We start from the raw sequence: 15,182 nt of genomic DNA on the forward strand, positions 1-15,182 counted from the left end.
ACGCGTTCGCGTGGTTTCCGCGGCGTCCCGCGTCACCCTGGCGCGACACGCTCCGGCCATGTCCCCGGCGCCGAAGGCGCGCGGGGCCGTTCCCGCGCGGGGCCTACCCCGCAAGCGTCTCGCCGCGGGCGATTGCCACGCGGTCCCGAAGGCGTAGCCTGCGGATCTGGCGCGTTCGGTCCCGGGAGAGCGGTCCATGGTGCAGGCGACGTCGATCACGCCGGTGGGGACGCTCGGCCGGCGCCGCGGGGCGGGCGTGCTCGTCGAGGTGCTGCGCAGCGAGGGCGTGCGCTACATCTTCGGCAACCCGGGCACCACCGAATTGCCCCTCATCGACGCCCTGACGGAGGCCAGCGACGTCGCCTACGTGCTGGCGCTGCAGGAGGCGAGCGCGGTGGCGATGGCGGACGGCTACGCGCAGGCGGCGCGCCGGCCCGGCTTCCTCAACCTGCACACGGCGGGCGGGCTCGGGCACGGCATGGGCAACCTGCTCAACGCCCACATCGCGGGCACGCCCCTCGTGGTCACGGCGGGCCAGCAGGATTCCCGGCACATCCTCACCGACCCGCTGCTGTTCGGCGACCTCGTCACCATCGCGGGGCCGGCCGTGAAATGGGCCCGCGAGGTGACCCATGCCGACCAGCTGCCGATCCTGCTCAGGCGCGCCTTCCACGATTGCAACGCCGCCCCCTCCGGCCCCGTCTTCCTGTCGCTGCCCATGGACGTGATGGAGGAGATGACGGACGCCTCGCCCGGCGAGATCTCGACGATCGACCGCTGCGCGGTGGCGGGCTCCCTCGACCGCCTGGCGGAGCACCTCGCGGCGATCCCGCCGGGGCGGCTCGCCCTGATCGCGGGCGACGAGATCGAGTCGAGCGACGCCTCGGCCGAGGCCGTGCGCCTCGCCGACGCGCTGGCCGCTCCCGTCTACGGCTCCTCCTGGCCCGCCCACATCCCCTTCCCGACCGCCCACCCGCTCTGGGCCGGCAACCTGCCGACCAAGGCCACCGAGATCGCCGAGATCCTGGGCGCCTACGACGCGGTCTTCGCGCTCGGCGGCAAGTCGCTGATCACCGTCCTGTACACCGAGGGCTCGGCGGTGCCCCCCGGCACGCAGGTGTTCCAGCTCTCGGCGGACGTGCGCGACCTCGGCCGCACCTACTCGACCACCCTCTCGATGGTGGGCGACATCCGCGCCTCGCTCGGCGTGCTGCTTCCCATCCTGGAAGCCCGGATCGCGGATCGCCGGGCGGACTACGCCGCCGAGCGCGCCCGGGCCGTCCGGGCCTACGACGCGCGGCGCGCCCGGCTGTTCGCGACGGCCGACGCCGAGTTCGAGGCGCCCGTGACGACGCCGCTCGTCGCCGCCCGCGAGATCGCCCGGGCGGTCGGCTCCGACATCGCCATCGTCGACGAGGCGCCCGCCACCCTCGGGCACCTGCGCACCTTCCTGCACAGCGCCTGGTGCCGGCAATATTCCTCGATCCGGGGCGGCGTGCTCGGCTGGGGCATGCCGGCCTCGGTCGGCTTCTCGCTCGGCCTCGACCGGGCGCCGGTGGTCTGCGTCGTCGGCGACGGGGCGGCGATGTACTCGCCCCAGGCCCTGTGGAGCGCCGCCCACGAGCGGCTGCCGATCACCTTCGTGGTGATCAACAATTCCGAGTACAACATCCTGAAGAAGTTCATGAAGAGCCAGACCCACTACGCTTCGGTGCGGGCCAACCGCTTCATCGCCATGGACCTCGTCGACCCGCGCCTCGACTTCCCCGCGCTCGCGGCCTCGATGGGGGTGACGGCGCGGCGCGTGGAGCGGGCCGCCGACATCGCGCCCGCCATCGAGGCCGGCATCCGCTCGGGCGGCCCGAACCTGATCGAGGTGGTGGTCTGCGCCACCTGACGGGCGAATCGACCGCCCGGGGACTCCCCTTCGGGCGCGCCGATTTGCTACACAGGCGGCCAGCAGGCACGGCGGCCTGGGGGGCGAAGGGGAGTGAGGCCGGCACCATGCAGGATCCGTCGCGACCCGAGCCCGCGCTTCTCGATCCGGAGGTCCATGTCGAGAGCTTCCGGCAGGCCCGCGAGGCGCGCCGGCTCGAACTCGTCGAGGATTACGTGGAGCTGATCGCCGACCTGATCGGCGACGGCGGCGAGGCGCGGCAGGTCGACATCGCGGCGCGGCTCGGCGTCGCCCAGCCCACCGTCGCCAAGATGCTCAAGCGGCTCGCCGAGGACGGCTTCGTGCAGCAGCGTCCGTATCGCGGCGTCTTCCTGACCGAGGCCGGCCGGGTGCTCGCCGAGCAGAGCCGCGAGCGCCACCGCATCGTCGAGAGCTTCCTGTGCGCGCTCGGCGTCAGCCCCGAGACCGCCCGCCGCGACGCCGAGGGCATCGAGCATCACGTCAGCGGCGAGACGCTGGAGGCGTTCCGGCTGTTCGCGGAGCGGCGGCGCGGCGCGTAGGCCGGCTCGCACGCAGGCTGCGGCGCAGGGCGCAAGGATCCTCGGCGCAGGGCGCAAGGATCCTCGGCGCAGGGCGCAAGGATCCTCGGCGCAGGGCGCAAGCGTCCTCGGGACCGGGCGGGCGCGGGCTCCCTCTCCCGCACGCGGGAGGTCGGGCGCCTCAGGCGAACAGGGCGGCTGCGGCCCGCGTCTCCTCGTCCTCCGGCACCACGTCGACCTCGACCCGCAGCCTCTGCGGACCCGAGGCGGTCACGATCCCGTCGATCGGCGAGACGTCGCCGTAATCGCGGCCCCGCGCCACCACGATGTGGTCGTCGCGCACCCCGACGCCGTTCGTCGGGTCGAGCCCGATCCAGCCCTCGCCGCACCAGACCGCGACCCAGGCATGGCTCGCATCGGCCCCCCGCAGGCGCGGGCGCCCCGGCGGCGGCGCGGTGCGCAGGTACCCGCTGACATAGGCCGCCGGCAGGCCGAGGCCGCGAAGCCCCGCGATCATCACGTGCGCGAAATCCTGGCAGACGCCCGCCCGGAGCGCGAAGGCCTCCGAGACCGGGGTCGCGACGGTCGTCGCCTCGGAATCGAAGCGGAAATCGGCCCGGATGCGCCGCATCAGGTCGAAGGCGGCCCCGGAGGCGCTGCGGCCCGGGGCGAAGCTCGCCCGGGCATAGTCGGTGATCGCCGGCACGAGCGGCACCCGTGCGCTCGGGAACAGGAAGTGCGCGGTCGCCTCCGGGCCGAGATCGCGCCGGGCCACGGCCTCGTCGCGCACGCGCTCCCAGGGCCGTCCGGATTCGGCGGGCGGCAGCGGTGGGCGCTCGACCCGGATGCGGGAGAGCGCCTCGACGCGGAACTCGGTGTGGGGCGCGTCGATCGTGATCGAGACGGTCTCGATGCCGAAGTAATCGTCCCGCCGCACCCGCGTCCGCGGGGCCGGGGTGATCGCGACCCGGCTCTCCAGCACGCTCTGCCCCTCGCCGTCGCGCGGCCGCAGCCGCAGGGAGCAGCGGGCGAAGCGGACGGGGCGCGCGTAGCGGTAGGCCGTCAGGTGGCGCAGGGCGTAGATCACGCGAGACCCTTGAGCTTCTCCGGCCGCAAGGCCTGGGGGCCGCTCGGGAAGTACCGGGCCGCGACGGCGTCGGCGAGGCGTTCGAGCTCGCTCTCCATCCTGGCGATCGCCACGCGGTCGAAATCCGCGGCCTCGCCGCCGCTGAACTCGGCCGCCACCCTGGCGGCGAGGCGCCGGTGCGGCTCCGGGATGCCGTCGGCCGAGAGCGCGGGCAGCTCGGCGAGATGGCGCTCGATCGCCTGCACCTGGAAGGCGACCGAGCGCGGGTTGAACGGATCGAGGAGCGCCATGTCGCGCACGGGATCGAGGGCCACGCCCTGCATGTAGCGCGCTCCGTAGGTCACTTGCGAGTCGCACAGGCCGAGCATCACCCCGAGATCGTCGGCGCTGGCCTCGTCGCCCGCGAAGGCGAGCGCGAACGAGCAGGTGTTGATCGCCCGCTCGATGCGGCGCCCGAGATCGACGAAGTGCCAGCCGGCCGCCCGGCTCATGTTCTCCTGGGTGAGGCCCGAGAGCGCGGCGATGTGGCTCAGCGCCCGCTCGGCCCGGCCGAGGAGCTGGGACTCGGCAAAGTCCCGCGCCTCGTCGAGGGAGAGCAGGTCGCGCAGGTCCGCCAGAACCCGCCAGGCCTCGCCCGAGAGGCGGGTGCGCAGGGTCGCGGCATTGCCCCGCGCCGCGAGGATGTGGGAGCGGGCCGAGCCCCGGGCGTCGCGGCCGGCCAGCGCTTCCTGCGCGAGCGCCGCGGTCGGCAGGTCGGGCGCGCTCACGGCCCCCCACTCGTCGAGGATCGTGCGGATGCGCAGGGCGGTCGGGGCCTGCACGTCGCCGGTGATGTCGGTGACGACGGCCTCCCCGACGCTGCCGAGATGGGCGCGCACGAGGCGGATCACGGCCTCGGCCCGCTCGGTGTAGCGGCCGAACCAGAACAGGGTGTCGGCCGCCCGCGACGGCAGGTGCCCGTCGATCCGGCGCACCCGGGGCGGCCCCTGGACGGCGAGCGCCGGGGCGTCGACCGGCGTGTCGGACAGGATCCAGACGTCGGCCGACTTGATGCCTAGGCGCATCTCGATCGGGTCGACGTCCGGCCGCTCGGAGATGCGGCAGAAGCCCCCGGGCAGCACGCGCCAGCCCCCCGGCGTGCGGGCGGCGAAGACCCGGAGCGCGAAGGGGCGCGGCACGAAGCGCAGGCCCGTATCCGTGCGCTCCCAGCCCGGCATGGTCGAGAGCGGCGCGGATTCCTGGCCGACATAGTCGAAGGGCCGGTCGCGCAACGCCGCCACCACCCGCTCCCGCTCGGCCGCGAGCGCGTGCGGCCCCAGGATCGCGTCGCGCCCGACGCCCCGCTGGGGCGTGGCCGCGGGGCGCAGGGTGAGGGTGTCGAGATGGCCGCGCACGTGGGCCAGTCCCTCCGGCTCCCCGCACCACCAGGTGCGCGGGCTCTCGAGCCGCAGGCCCTCGCCGAGGAGGTGGCGGGCGAGCCCGGGCAGGTAGGCGGCGAGCGCGCCGGATTCGACCACGCCGGAGCCCGGCATGTTGGCCATCACGAGGCTGCCGTTGCGCAGGGCCTCGATCACGCCCGGGATGCCGAGGCGCGAGGCCGGGTTCAGCTCCAGCGGGTCGAGATAATCCGCATCGATCCGGCGCCAGAGCGCGTCGGCCCGCTTCAGGCCCGAGACGGTGCGCACGTGCAGCCGTCCGTCCTGCATCACGAGGTCGTCGCCCTCGACGAGCATCAGGCCGAGATAGCGGGCGAGCGCCGCCTGCTCGACATAGGTCGAGCTGAACGGCCCTGAGGTGAGGAGGCAGATGCGCGGGTCGGCCCGCTCCGCGCCCGCCGCCAATCCCTCGCGGAAGGCCTGGTAGAAGCCCGGCAGGCGCTCGACGTGGAGATCCTGGTAGAGGTCCGGGAAGCTGCGGGCCAGCACCATCCGGTTCTCCAGCGCGTAGCCGAGGCCGGAGGGGGCCTGCGTGCGGTCGGCGAGCACCCGCCAGCGCCCGTCCGGCCCGCGCCCGATATCGGCCGCGTAGAGCTTGAGGTAGCGCCCCCCCGGCGGGTCGACCCCGTGGAGCGGGCGCAGGAATTCGGGGCTGCCCGCCACCAGGGCGGCGGGCAGGAGACCGTCCGCGACGAGGCGGCCCGGCCCGTAGACGTCGGCGAGGATCGCCTCCATCAGCTCGGCGCGCTGCACGATCCCGTCGCTGAGGGCGCGCCACTCCGCGGCCTCGATCACCAGGGGGAGCGAGCCGAGGGGCCAGGCGTGCTCGCGCTGGTCGCCGTAGATGCGGAAGGAGATGCCCGCGTCCCGGATATGCCGCTCGGCCGAGACGAAGCGGGCCATGATCTCGGCCTCCGCCAGTCCGCCGAGCCGTTCGAGGAAGCGCGGCCAAGCTCCGCGGACGCGGCCGTCCTCGCCCATGAACTCGTCCGGCAGCCCGGCCCGGGGCCGGTAGGAGCCCGTCCAGCGGGCGAGCCGCTCGGGCTGCCCCTCCCAGTCCTGGCTGCCGGCGGGGCTCATCGCGGGCCGGGCGTCCGCAGGTCGAGGGTCAGGGGAAATTCGGGATTGGTCTCCTCGCGCGGCATCTCGACCCGCCCCGGCGTGTGGCCGTGCGGCTGGAAGCGGGCGAGGCGCCGCCCTTCCGCCTCGTAGGTGTTGACCGGGTAGGTCTCGTAGTTGCGGCCGCCCGGATGCGCCACGTGGTAGCGGCAGCCGCCGAGCGAGCGCCCGCTCCAGGCATCGAGGATGTCGATGGTCAGCGGCGAGTGGGCGGGGATGATCGGGTGGAGCGAGGAGGCCGGCTGCCACGCCTTGAAGCGCAGGCCCGCCACGGCCTCGCCGGCCGTGCCGGTGCCGGTCATGGGCAGGCGCCGCCCGTTGCAGGCGATGACGTGGCGGCCGGGCACGAAGCCCTCGACCTTGACCTGCAGGCGTTCGACGGAGCTGTCCACGTAGCGCACCGTGCCACCGATCGCCCCTTCCTCGCCCAGCACGTGCCAGGGCTCCAGCGCCTGCCGCAGCTCGAGATGCACGCCCCCCTGCTCGATCCGGCCGAAGACGGGGAAGCGGAACGCGCGCTGCGCCTCGAAGGCGCGCGGGTCGAACTCGTAGCCGGCCCGCGCCAGGTCTTCCAGCACGGTGAGGAAATCCGCCCAGAGGAAATGGGGCAGCATGAAGCGATCGTGCAGCGTCGTGCCCCAGCGGACACAGCCGCCCTCCTGCGGCTCCCGCCAGAGCCAGGCCACGAGGGCGCGCAGGAGCAGTTGCTGCGCGAGGCTCATGCGCGCGTCCGGCGGCATCTCGAAGCCGCGGAACTCGAGGAGCCCGAGGCGGCCCGTCGGCCCGTCCGGCGAGTAGAGCTTGTCGATGCAGATCTCGGCCCGGTGGGTGTTGCCGGTGACGTCCACCAGGATGTTGCGGAAGATCCGGTCGACGAGCCAGCGCGGGATGTTCGGCGCGTCGGGCGGCGGCACCTGCGCCAGCGCGATCTCGAGCTCGTAGAGGCCGTCGTGGCGCGCCTCGTCCATGCGGGGCGCCTGGCTCGTCGGGCCGATATAGAGGCCCGAGAACAGGTAGGAGAGCGACGGGTGGCGCTGCCAGTAGAGCACGAGGCTCTTCAGGAGGTCGGGGCGCCGCAGGAACGGGGAATCGTCGGGCGTGGCGCCGCCCATCACCACGTGGTTGCCGCCGCCCGTGCCGGTATGGCGCCCGTCGATCATGAACTTCTCGGCGCCGAGCCGCGTCTGCCGGGCGTCGGCGTAGAGGTCCTGGGTGATCCGCACCGCCTCGCGCCAGGTCGCGGCCGGGTGCACGTTCACCTCGATCACGCCGGGATCGGGCGTGACCTTGATGACGTTGAGGCGCGGATCGTAGGGCGGCTCGTAGCCCTCGATGTGGACGGGCTGCCCGAGCTCGGCGGCGGCCGCCTCGATCAGGCCGACGAGCTCGACATACTCGTCGACCCGCTGCAGCGGGGGCATGAACACGCACAGGAGCCCGTCGCGCGGCTCGACCGCGAGCGCCGTGCGCACCGCCACTCCGGTGATGCCCGAGCCGTTGATGGTCCGCTCGCCCGGATGCCCCTCCGGCAGGGCCTCCCGCGCCTCCAGCGGATCCTGGGGCTGGTAATAGGGATAGTGCTCGGGCGGCACGTGCGGCAGCGTGGCGAGGGGCAGCCGGAAGCCGAGGGGCGAATCCCCCGGCGTCAGGAAGGCGTGGCCGCGCCGGAAGTCCCAGCCTTCCGAGATCCAGCGGCGGTCCGCGTCGCCCCGCTCGCCGCTGGGCAGGCTCGCGAGCGGCAGGACGTAGCCGGCCGGGGTCACGACCCCCCGCTCGAAGACCCGCTTCATGCGGGCATTCGCCTCCGCGAAGGCGATCTTCGGATCGCTCGTCGTGACATTGACGGGCAGCTCCGCCTCGCGCTCCGCCCAGTATTGCGGGTCCTCGTAGGCCGGAAGCACGAAGGATTCGAGCCCGAGCCGCCGGGCGATGCCCGCGATCAGGGCCTGCGCGCCGGCCGCGTCGGCCTGGCGCGGTCCGTCCTCTGCGGCGATCAGGCAGGCCTCGCGCCAGATCGGCACACCGTCCCGGCGCCAGTAGAGGGCGAAGGCCCAGCGCGGCAGGCTCTCGCCCGGATACCACTTGCCCTGGCCGTAATGGAGCATGCCGCCCGGGCCGAAGCGGTCGCGCAGGCGCCGGATCAGCGCGTCGGCGAGCCCGCGCTTGGTCGGGCCGATCGCGGCGGCGTTCCACTCGGGCGATTCGTAATCGTCGATCGACACGAAGGTGGGCTCGCCGCCCATGGTCAGGCGCACGTCCTGCGCGGCGAGGTCGGCCTCGATCCGGTCGCCGAGCGCGTCCATCGCGGCCCAGACCGCGTCCGAGAAGGGCCTGGTGATGCGCGGCGCCTCGGCCACGCGGGTCACCGTCATCTCGAAGCCGAACGCGACCTCGGCGGGCTCGGCCATGCCGGAGATCGGGGCGGCGGATCGGTAATGGGGCGTCGCCGCGAGCGGGATATGACCCTCGCCGCAGATGAGGCCGGAGGTCGCGTCGAGGCCGATCCAGCCCGCGCCCGGCAGGTAGACCTCCGCCCAGGCGTGGAGATCGGTGAAGTCGCTCTTGGTGCCCTCCGGCCCGTCGACCGCCGTGGTGTCGGGCACGAGCTGGATCAGGTAGCCCGAGACGAAGCGGGCGGCCATGCCGACCCGGCGCAGCACCTGAACGAGGAGCCAGGCCGAGTCGCGGCAGGACCCGCTCCCGAGCCGCAGCGTCTCGGCCGGATCCTGCACGCCCGGCTCCATCCGCACGCCGTAGGCGATCTCGGAGCGGACGAGGCCGTTGAGCGCCACGAGGAACGGCACCGTGCCGGTCTCCTCCGGCAGGCGCTCCAGGAAGGCGTCCAGCTCCGGTCCGCGCGCGTCGTCGAGGGCGAGGTAGGGAGCGAGCTCAGCCGTGAGGTCCTCGGCGTAGGCGAAGGGCCGGCTCTGGGCGTAATCCTCCACGAAGAAGTCGAACGGGTTGATCACCGACAGGTCGGCCGTCAGGTCGACCTCGACCTTCAGCTCGGTGGTCTTCTCCGGGAAGACGAGCCGGGCGAGCCAGTTGCCGTTCGGATCCTGCTGCCAGTTCACGAAATGGTTTTCCGGCGTGACCTTCAGGGCGTAGGCCGGGACCCGCGTCCGGGTATGGGGCGCCGGCCGCAGCCGGATGACCTGCGGCCCGAGCGCGATCGGACGGTCGTAGCGGTAATGCGTGACGTGGTGCAGGGCGGCTTTGATCGACACGGGGACTCCCGTCTGTGCGGACGCGCGGGGCCGGGCCCGGCCGGCGTCGCCTTGTGGGACACTACCGCATCTTGGCCGACGCGGCAGGCTCGGTGCGCCGTGCCGCCGTCACGCCCGGGTGAGCGCGAGCGGGTCGGCGCCGGCACGGGGAAGCAAGTTCCATGCGATGCCGGCCGGCCTGCGCCCCGAACGGGCCGGAGGCGCGCGGAACTTTGACGGGCCGCCGCCCTTGACGCTCCGAGACGAAACCCGCGCGCGGTCGCGCGCGGGGCCCGGACCCGCGTCATGAAAATCTTCCAGTGCCAGGCCTGCGACCAGCCCGTGAGCTTCGAGAGCACGGGATGCGAGAGCTGCGAGCGGCGTCTCGGCTATGTCTGCGACGCGCACGAGGTCTCGGCCCTCGAGCCCTCCGGCCCGTCCCGCCACCCGCAAATGGAAGGCGCCCCGATCTTCCACGCCTACGCGCAGCCGGGCCGCAAGTATCGCTTCTGCGCCAACTCGGCCTACGGGGCCTGCAACTGGCTGGTTCCGGAGGATTCACCCGAGATCTTCTGCACGGCCTGCCGCCACAACCGGGTGGTGCCCGACCTCTCGGTGCCCTGGAACCTGACGCGCTGGCGCCAGATCGAGGCGGCCAAGCACCGGCTGTTCTACTCGCTCCTGCGTCTCGACCTGCCGCTGCCGACGCGGGCCGAGGATCCGGCCGGCCTCGCCTTCGACTTCCTGGTCGACCCGGCCGAGAGCTTCCTGATCGGGCCGCCGGTGCTGACCGGGCATCTCGACGGCCTGATCACCCTCAACATCGCGGAGGCCGACGACGTCGAGCGCGAGCGGCGCCGGATGCTGTTCGGCGAGTATTACCGCACCCTCCTCGGGCATTTCCGCCACGAGGTCGGGCATTACTTCTGGAACGTGCTGGTGCGCGGCGGCCCGAGCCTGCTCGCCTTCCGGGCCCTGTTCGGCGACGAGAGCCGGGATTACGGCGCCGCCCTCCAGCGCCACTACGCCGACGGCGCGCCGGGGAATTGGGAGGAATCCTACGTCTCGGCCTACGCGACGAGCCACCCGTGGGAGGATTTCGCCGAGACCTGGGCGCATTACCTGCACATGGTCGACACGATCGAGACGGCGAGCACCTTCGAGCTGCACGTGCGCCCGCGCCTGCGGCACGGGCCCGACGCGCCGGTGATCATCGACTTCGATCCCCACCGCACTCCGGACCTCGACCGCCTGGTCGAGGCGTGGCTGCCGCTCACCTACGCCGTGAACTCCCTGTCCCGCAGCATGGGCCAGCCGGCGCTCTACCCGTTCAAGCTGACGCCCGCGGTCATCGCCAAGCTCGCCTTCGTGCACGAGCGCATCTATGCCGTGCGGGAGAGCGGCGGCGCGATCGAGCCGGACGCCGACATCCTGCGGGCGGTGATCACCGGCCTGCGCAACCGGGTGGCGGCACCGAACGTGTGATCACCCGCCCGCACGGGCCGCGTCCCGCGGTGCCGCGAGCCGGGTGCCGCGACTAGGCTCCCGCGCAGGGCGAGGCCGCAGGTGCCCGCGCGCCATGCGCGGCGCGGCCAGGCCGCATGTTCCGCCCGGCCTTCACGCCCGGAGCCGCTTCGCCTAGAGCGCGTTGTCTCGGCAATCTGCCGCCGTGGCGCATGTCGGCACGATGATTCCGACCATGCGGGCCGCCTCCGTCGGCCCGGACCCCGACATTCGGCCTCGCGGCCGGCGGCGCGGATGCTGCCGGCCTCGACCGGGAAAAGGACCGGAGGATGAAGCCGACCGACGAGATCAGTTTCGAGCAGATCCGGGAGCGCGCCTACGAACTCTGGGAACGCAACCATCGACCCAAGGGCTTCGAGATCGAGTTCTGGCTCCTGGCCGAGCGCGAGCTCAAGCGCGAGCGTGACCGCAAGGCCTCCGGCACCAAGCCGGACGAGCCCGAATAGGCCGGCCGCGCACCCCGTCGCATCGGGGCGCTTCGCGACCCGATGCCGGCACGAACCTCGCGGACGCGAGACGACGATCCGGGGAGCGGCGTCCCGTGCGCGGCATCCGCGGGCATCCCAACGGAACGGGCGGTACGAGAGCGCGCGCGAGCCCGCGCGCGTGGAGGAATGCCCTGAGGGATATGGCGCAAGTGCCTCTGCCGCCGCTGGAAAAGCGTCCCCGGCCATCTCGCTGATCGTCACCAGGAAGACCTGGTGGAGCTGAGGGGATTCGAACCCCTGACCTCCGCAGTGCGATTGCGGCGCTCTCCCATCTGAGCTACAGCCCCGTCGAGGCGCCGGCCTTGTAGGCTTTGGCCGAAAAGTCTTCTGGATCAACCTGTTACGCTCTCTAGCTAGCCGGTCTGGTGTGAGAGTGCAAGCGTCCTGTTGGGGCCGATTGGGGGCCGATTTGGGCGACTCAGCCTGCCTTGTTGTGACACCAGTGTGACAAGGCTGGGCCCACGCCGTGCTCGCTCGTGATGCCATCGTGCTACTCGCGAACAGGGCGATGGCGCTGCTCGGAGGGTTGAGAGAAGGGCTGGCTGATCGGGGCGGTGAGTGGCATGACTTCCAGGATGACGCTTTCTGCGAGCCACCCCTTCAGCGTCCTCGTCAGCCCCTGCGGCAGCAGCGACGGTGGACACGTCTACATCTGGACCATCATCGAGAATGGCCAGCCGATGGCTCACTCTCCGGTCACGCACCCGAGTTTCGAAGAGGCCTGTCGGGCAGCCAAGGCCAAGCTCGAAACCTGATTGGCCGATTGGCAGCGGGATCGCTGAGGCCGCCCCCACCTCGGATGGACAGAGCATCACGGAGCCTTCGGCGATGCGGCTTAGGCCTCACCGGCTGTGACGCACGAGACCCGCAAAGCTTGATGCCGCGATCACACAGCCGAGCCCGAGCAGGCAGAAGAACCCTAGGAGCTGCGCTGGTCGACCTCGGGCGAGAAGCGCTGCTGCTGTCACGAGAGCCAGACATAGGCCGGTGAGAACGCTCATGCGATGCCCTCCTCAGCGTGCGAGAGGGGACAAGTTAAAGCGTAGCCGTATGGCGGCAAACTGCTTAGGTTAAAGAATCGGAAATCGGCGGTCGGCTGAGGCTCCAGGGCGCCCAGAGGGGCAGTTTTGGGAATGGCACGGCTGGCCCCAAGTTTGGCAGTAAGCCATCGCCCTCAGGAGGATGTTGCGATGTCAGCCCCAGCCCAGCACCTCTCCGAGTTTGAGGAAACAGTGTCGACGCTCGCCAAGGCGGCAGCTCACGATGAGCGGCTGGCGTCCGACTATGCTCGGCTCGGCGCCTATATGGCGGGAGAGGCGCGAACCTCAGCGGCCGAGCTGTTCGAGAGCTTGAGCCGCTATCACGCCATCCGAGCCTTGGAAGAGCGGGGTCAGTTGGGAGCGGCGGTCTACGCCCAGCACGGGGTGGTCGACGATCCCGAGGAGCCCGAGGTTTGACAGGTCGGCTGCCTGTTGGGTGCTCTGAGGCTTGTCCGTGCAGGGCCGGCATATGTTCAACCGACCGAAGCGGCTCGGCCGTCTCGGCTCGATCCTGATCCGCCTTTTCTGATCGGCATTCTCATTGCCGTCCTGCGATCCGTCTGATCCCTGCCAAGGTTTCCTGCACGTCAGTGCGCCTGAAGCACAGGGTGCCGTGACCCTCGTGGCCCTGAGGGAAGGGCCTTGACGCATCCCGGTTGGTTGAACGTGGGAATACGGTCGCCCTGCCTGATACCGAAGGAGAGTCCACACTCTGCTTGTACGATTCCAGACGATTCGGATCCTTTATCGCGCCAGACCGGCCGATTAACGATCCGTTAAGCTGATCCACCTTGTACTGCGTCGTAGAGCGAACCCTATACGCTCCTCAATGAATGGATCAAAGCAATGTCCCGGTACTTCTTTGACTTCCACGCCCTCACTCTCTCGATCCGTGATGAGGAAGGGACAGAGTGCGCGAACCCCAGGGCCGTCTCATCGGAGGCGATGCGAGCCCTGTGTCAGATCGCCGGGGATCGGCCGGACAGGTACATGGGACAGACGCTGAACGTCGTCGTCCGAGACGCTGACGACCACACGGTGTTCACCGCCTCCCTGAATCTCGCCTCAGCATGGTTCGCCGAGCAGGAAAAGTCACAAGCAGCTTGAGAGCCCCCTCACCACCTTCCACTTCCACGATCTGAGACACGAGGCCGTCAGCCGGTTCTTCGAGCTCGGCCTGACCGTCCCAGAGGTCGCCCTCATCAGTGGGCATCGTGATCCGAGAATGTTCTTCCGGTACACTCACCCAAGAGCTCACATCATCGCCGCTAAACTCGCAGGTCTTGAGACCGCTTACTATCGGCAACCATGACTATCGTCGGCGTGCCTTCTGGCCACCCTTGATGACCGGAAAGTGCTCCCGTATGCGGACTCGCTTCGACTGCCATGGCATGCGGCGCCACTACGGCGCCCCTCACGTTCCTGACCACTGATATCAGATCTCGATGAGTCGGGCTCACCGCGGCCTGACTCTACGAAGGCATGACGGCGGGCGTCCGCCAGACCTCAGTTAGCCCGACCTGGGGTCGGGATTAGTGTGATTTCGTACAAGAGGATCACTACCGACGTAATCGAAGTCGCCCTGAAGAGAAGATCGGGCTCGCCTGCTCCGCTCCAGCTAGGCGTGATCGGATTGCACTACAAGGAACAGATCGACCAAGACATCGGGCGAAACTCAGGCCTCCGGCTGGTGGATGCCCAGACGATGACAGTGGTGAGGACGTCTCGGAGCCCGTGGTTCCGTGTGCCCGTGAATCCCCGCAGTGACGGCGGGCATAGTCGTCTGCACGAGGCAGACCCGAAGCCTAGAACCAACCCGATGGTGGCGAGAAGCACGGGACCTGACTCTCATAACGTCGATCTCAGGAGTATCGTCTCCATCGACTCGGCGCCGCACGCACGGATGCTTCTTCCCTCGACGAGGGCATCTCCTAATAAATTATGCTAGGAAAGGCCCTTAATATTAAGGCCTGCGCAGGGATGCCATCACCATCTCCCAACAACAAATACATTTGCGCCCCTTCCATATCGCTAAAATTTCGGCTGTGTACCATAGTAACGTAATTATCCAGAAGTTACTTCGTAAGATCGGATATTGTTCGTACACATTCCCTGCACAAGTTCGTTATATCAAGGCGCATAGCCCACAACAGGCGTTTAGTACAACATTTCTATCGGTTTATATCGTGCTATAAGTCAATAATCTCGCGCAGATTATGGTGATTGTTCACCAAATTTCCGTGACTCAGCCGGCGCTGCGGTGAACACAATACTTTCATGTATAAATAATCGATTTCGACACAAAATCTAGATTGTTCAAGAAGCGGACAAAATGTCCGGTAATATAGCGTGTTCGTGGCGGCGGGCCTTCTGGGTTGACATGCCGAAATCGGCGCCCTAAAAAGGTGCATCGGCGGGCCAGCCACCCATCGACCAGCGCCTTCGACCCGCACGGGTCAAAGGCGCCGGCCGTGACCTGTTCGCAGGGTTGATGTGAGCATTGGCGAGTACAATGTTGTCGCACTGGCTGTAAGAAGTAAAACAGGCGAGCGGAATACATCTCTAGCTCTCGCTGCAAAACAACATTGATGCCTGAGCCAAATTAATCAATTTGGACTTATGGCAAAGGTGTGCTGATTTTGATCGAACAGCGAGATTGCTAGCCAAATCGCGTCACAACTGTATGAACGTCGCCGCGCGCCGCCCCCCCCCTTTTGCCTGGGGCAATGCGGACCGTCGAGGCGTAGGACTACGGCCTGTTAGCTCTTGAGCCAGTCCAGAGCGGCTGCGAGCGAGAGAACGCCCATGAAGCTTGAAGCTGTCTTCTCGTAGCGGGTTGCGATGGC

The 15,182-nt window shown here is 69.6% G+C and carries 11 protein-coding genes, 1 tRNA gene and 1 pseudogene; 8 read left to right on the forward strand and 5 right to left on the reverse strand.

Annotated features, from left to right (window positions below):
* Positions 1 to 196: 196 nt before the first annotated feature.
* Together WDW90_RS28920 and mntR are read left to right on the forward strand one after the other, a co-directional pair.
* Positions 197 to 1,897 (forward strand): thiamine pyrophosphate-binding protein, encoded by a 1,701-nt coding sequence (locus WDW90_RS28920; protein ID WP_336490954.1) that lies wholly within the window; start codon positions 197 to 199, stop codon positions 1,895 to 1,897.
* A 107-nt stretch (positions 1,898 to 2,004) separates the two neighbouring features.
* Positions 2,005 to 2,457, forward strand: a complete 453-nt coding sequence (gene mntR / locus WDW90_RS28925) for a manganese-binding transcriptional regulator MntR (RefSeq protein WP_336490955.1) — start codon at positions 2,005 to 2,007, stop codon at positions 2,455 to 2,457.
* A gap of 160 nt (positions 2,458 to 2,617) precedes the next feature.
* Here the strand turns inward: mntR and WDW90_RS28930 are convergent, their stop codons facing one another.
* From WDW90_RS28930 to WDW90_RS28940, 3 genes are read right to left on the reverse strand one after another with little or no spacing between them, the layout of a single operon-like run.
* On the reverse strand, positions 2,618 to 3,523 hold the full coding sequence (locus WDW90_RS28930) for a transglutaminase family protein (protein WP_336490956.1): 906 nt from the start codon (positions 3,521 to 3,523) through the stop codon (positions 2,618 to 2,620).
* Positions 3,520 to 6,039, reverse strand: a complete 2,520-nt coding sequence (locus WDW90_RS28935; protein ID WP_336490957.1) for a circularly permuted type 2 ATP-grasp protein — start codon at positions 6,037 to 6,039, stop codon at positions 3,520 to 3,522. The genes WDW90_RS28930 and WDW90_RS28935 overlap by 4 nt, the downstream gene beginning before the upstream one ends.
* On the reverse strand, positions 6,036 to 9,305 hold the full coding sequence (locus tag WDW90_RS28940) for a transglutaminase family protein (RefSeq protein WP_336490958.1): 3,270 nt from the start codon (positions 9,303 to 9,305) through the stop codon (positions 6,036 to 6,038). Before WDW90_RS28940 ends, WDW90_RS28935 begins: the two co-directional genes overlap by 4 nt.
* 285 nt (positions 9,306 to 9,590) lie before the next feature.
* Here WDW90_RS28940 and WDW90_RS28945 point away from each other — a divergent pair, with 285 nt between their 5' ends.
* Both WDW90_RS28945 and WDW90_RS28950 read left to right on the forward strand, forming a co-directional pair.
* Positions 9,591 to 10,769 carry a zinc-binding metallopeptidase family protein gene (locus WDW90_RS28945; RefSeq protein WP_336490959.1) on the forward strand — a complete coding sequence of 393 codons (1,179 nt, stop codon included), beginning with the start codon at positions 9,591 to 9,593 and terminating at the stop codon, positions 10,767 to 10,769.
* Between the two features lie 308 nt (positions 10,770 to 11,077).
* The gene (locus tag WDW90_RS28950; RefSeq protein WP_336490960.1) at positions 11,078 to 11,254 is read left to right on the forward strand and encodes a DUF2934 domain-containing protein; all 177 of its coding nucleotides are present in this window, start codon (positions 11,078 to 11,080) and stop codon (positions 11,252 to 11,254) included.
* Between the two features lie 253 nt (positions 11,255 to 11,507).
* On the opposite strand, the gene WDW90_RS28955 is transcribed toward WDW90_RS28950, so the two are convergent.
* A tRNA-Ala gene (locus WDW90_RS28955) sits at positions 11,508 to 11,583 on the reverse strand.
* 288 nt (positions 11,584 to 11,871) lie between these two features.
* Between WDW90_RS28955 and WDW90_RS28960 the strand changes: the two genes are divergently transcribed.
* From WDW90_RS28960 to WDW90_RS28975, 4 genes are all read left to right on the forward strand, one after another.
* Entirely contained in the window at positions 11,872 to 12,051 is a 180-nt protein-coding gene (locus tag WDW90_RS28960; protein WP_336490961.1) for a hypothetical protein, read from the forward strand.
* 435 nt (positions 12,052 to 12,486) lie between these two features.
* Positions 12,487 to 12,753 carry a hypothetical protein gene (locus WDW90_RS28965; protein ID WP_336490962.1) on the forward strand — a complete coding sequence of 89 codons (267 nt, stop codon included), beginning with the start codon at positions 12,487 to 12,489 and terminating at the stop codon, positions 12,751 to 12,753.
* A 429-nt stretch (positions 12,754 to 13,182) separates the two neighbouring features.
* Positions 13,183 to 13,443, forward strand: coding sequence for a DUF6894 family protein (locus tag WDW90_RS28970; RefSeq protein ID WP_336490963.1), 261 nt, complete (start codon positions 13,183 to 13,185; stop codon positions 13,441 to 13,443).
* Complete coding sequence (locus tag WDW90_RS28975) at positions 13,394 to 13,648, forward strand: tyrosine-type recombinase/integrase (RefSeq protein ID WP_336490964.1); 255 nt, start codon at positions 13,394 to 13,396, stop codon at positions 13,646 to 13,648. Before WDW90_RS28970 ends, WDW90_RS28975 begins: the two co-directional genes overlap by 50 nt.
* A gap of 1,447 nt (positions 13,649 to 15,095) precedes the next feature.
* On the opposite strand, the pseudogene WDW90_RS28980 reads toward WDW90_RS28975, so the two are convergent.
* Positions 15,096 to 15,182, reverse strand: a pseudogene (locus WDW90_RS28980) (IS5-like element ISMex42 family transposase); the annotation flags it as partial.

The sequence above is a fragment of the Methylobacterium nigriterrae genome, assembly GCF_037106235.1.
Taxonomy (GTDB): domain Bacteria; phylum Pseudomonadota; class Alphaproteobacteria; order Rhizobiales; family Beijerinckiaceae; genus Methylobacterium; species Methylobacterium nigriterrae.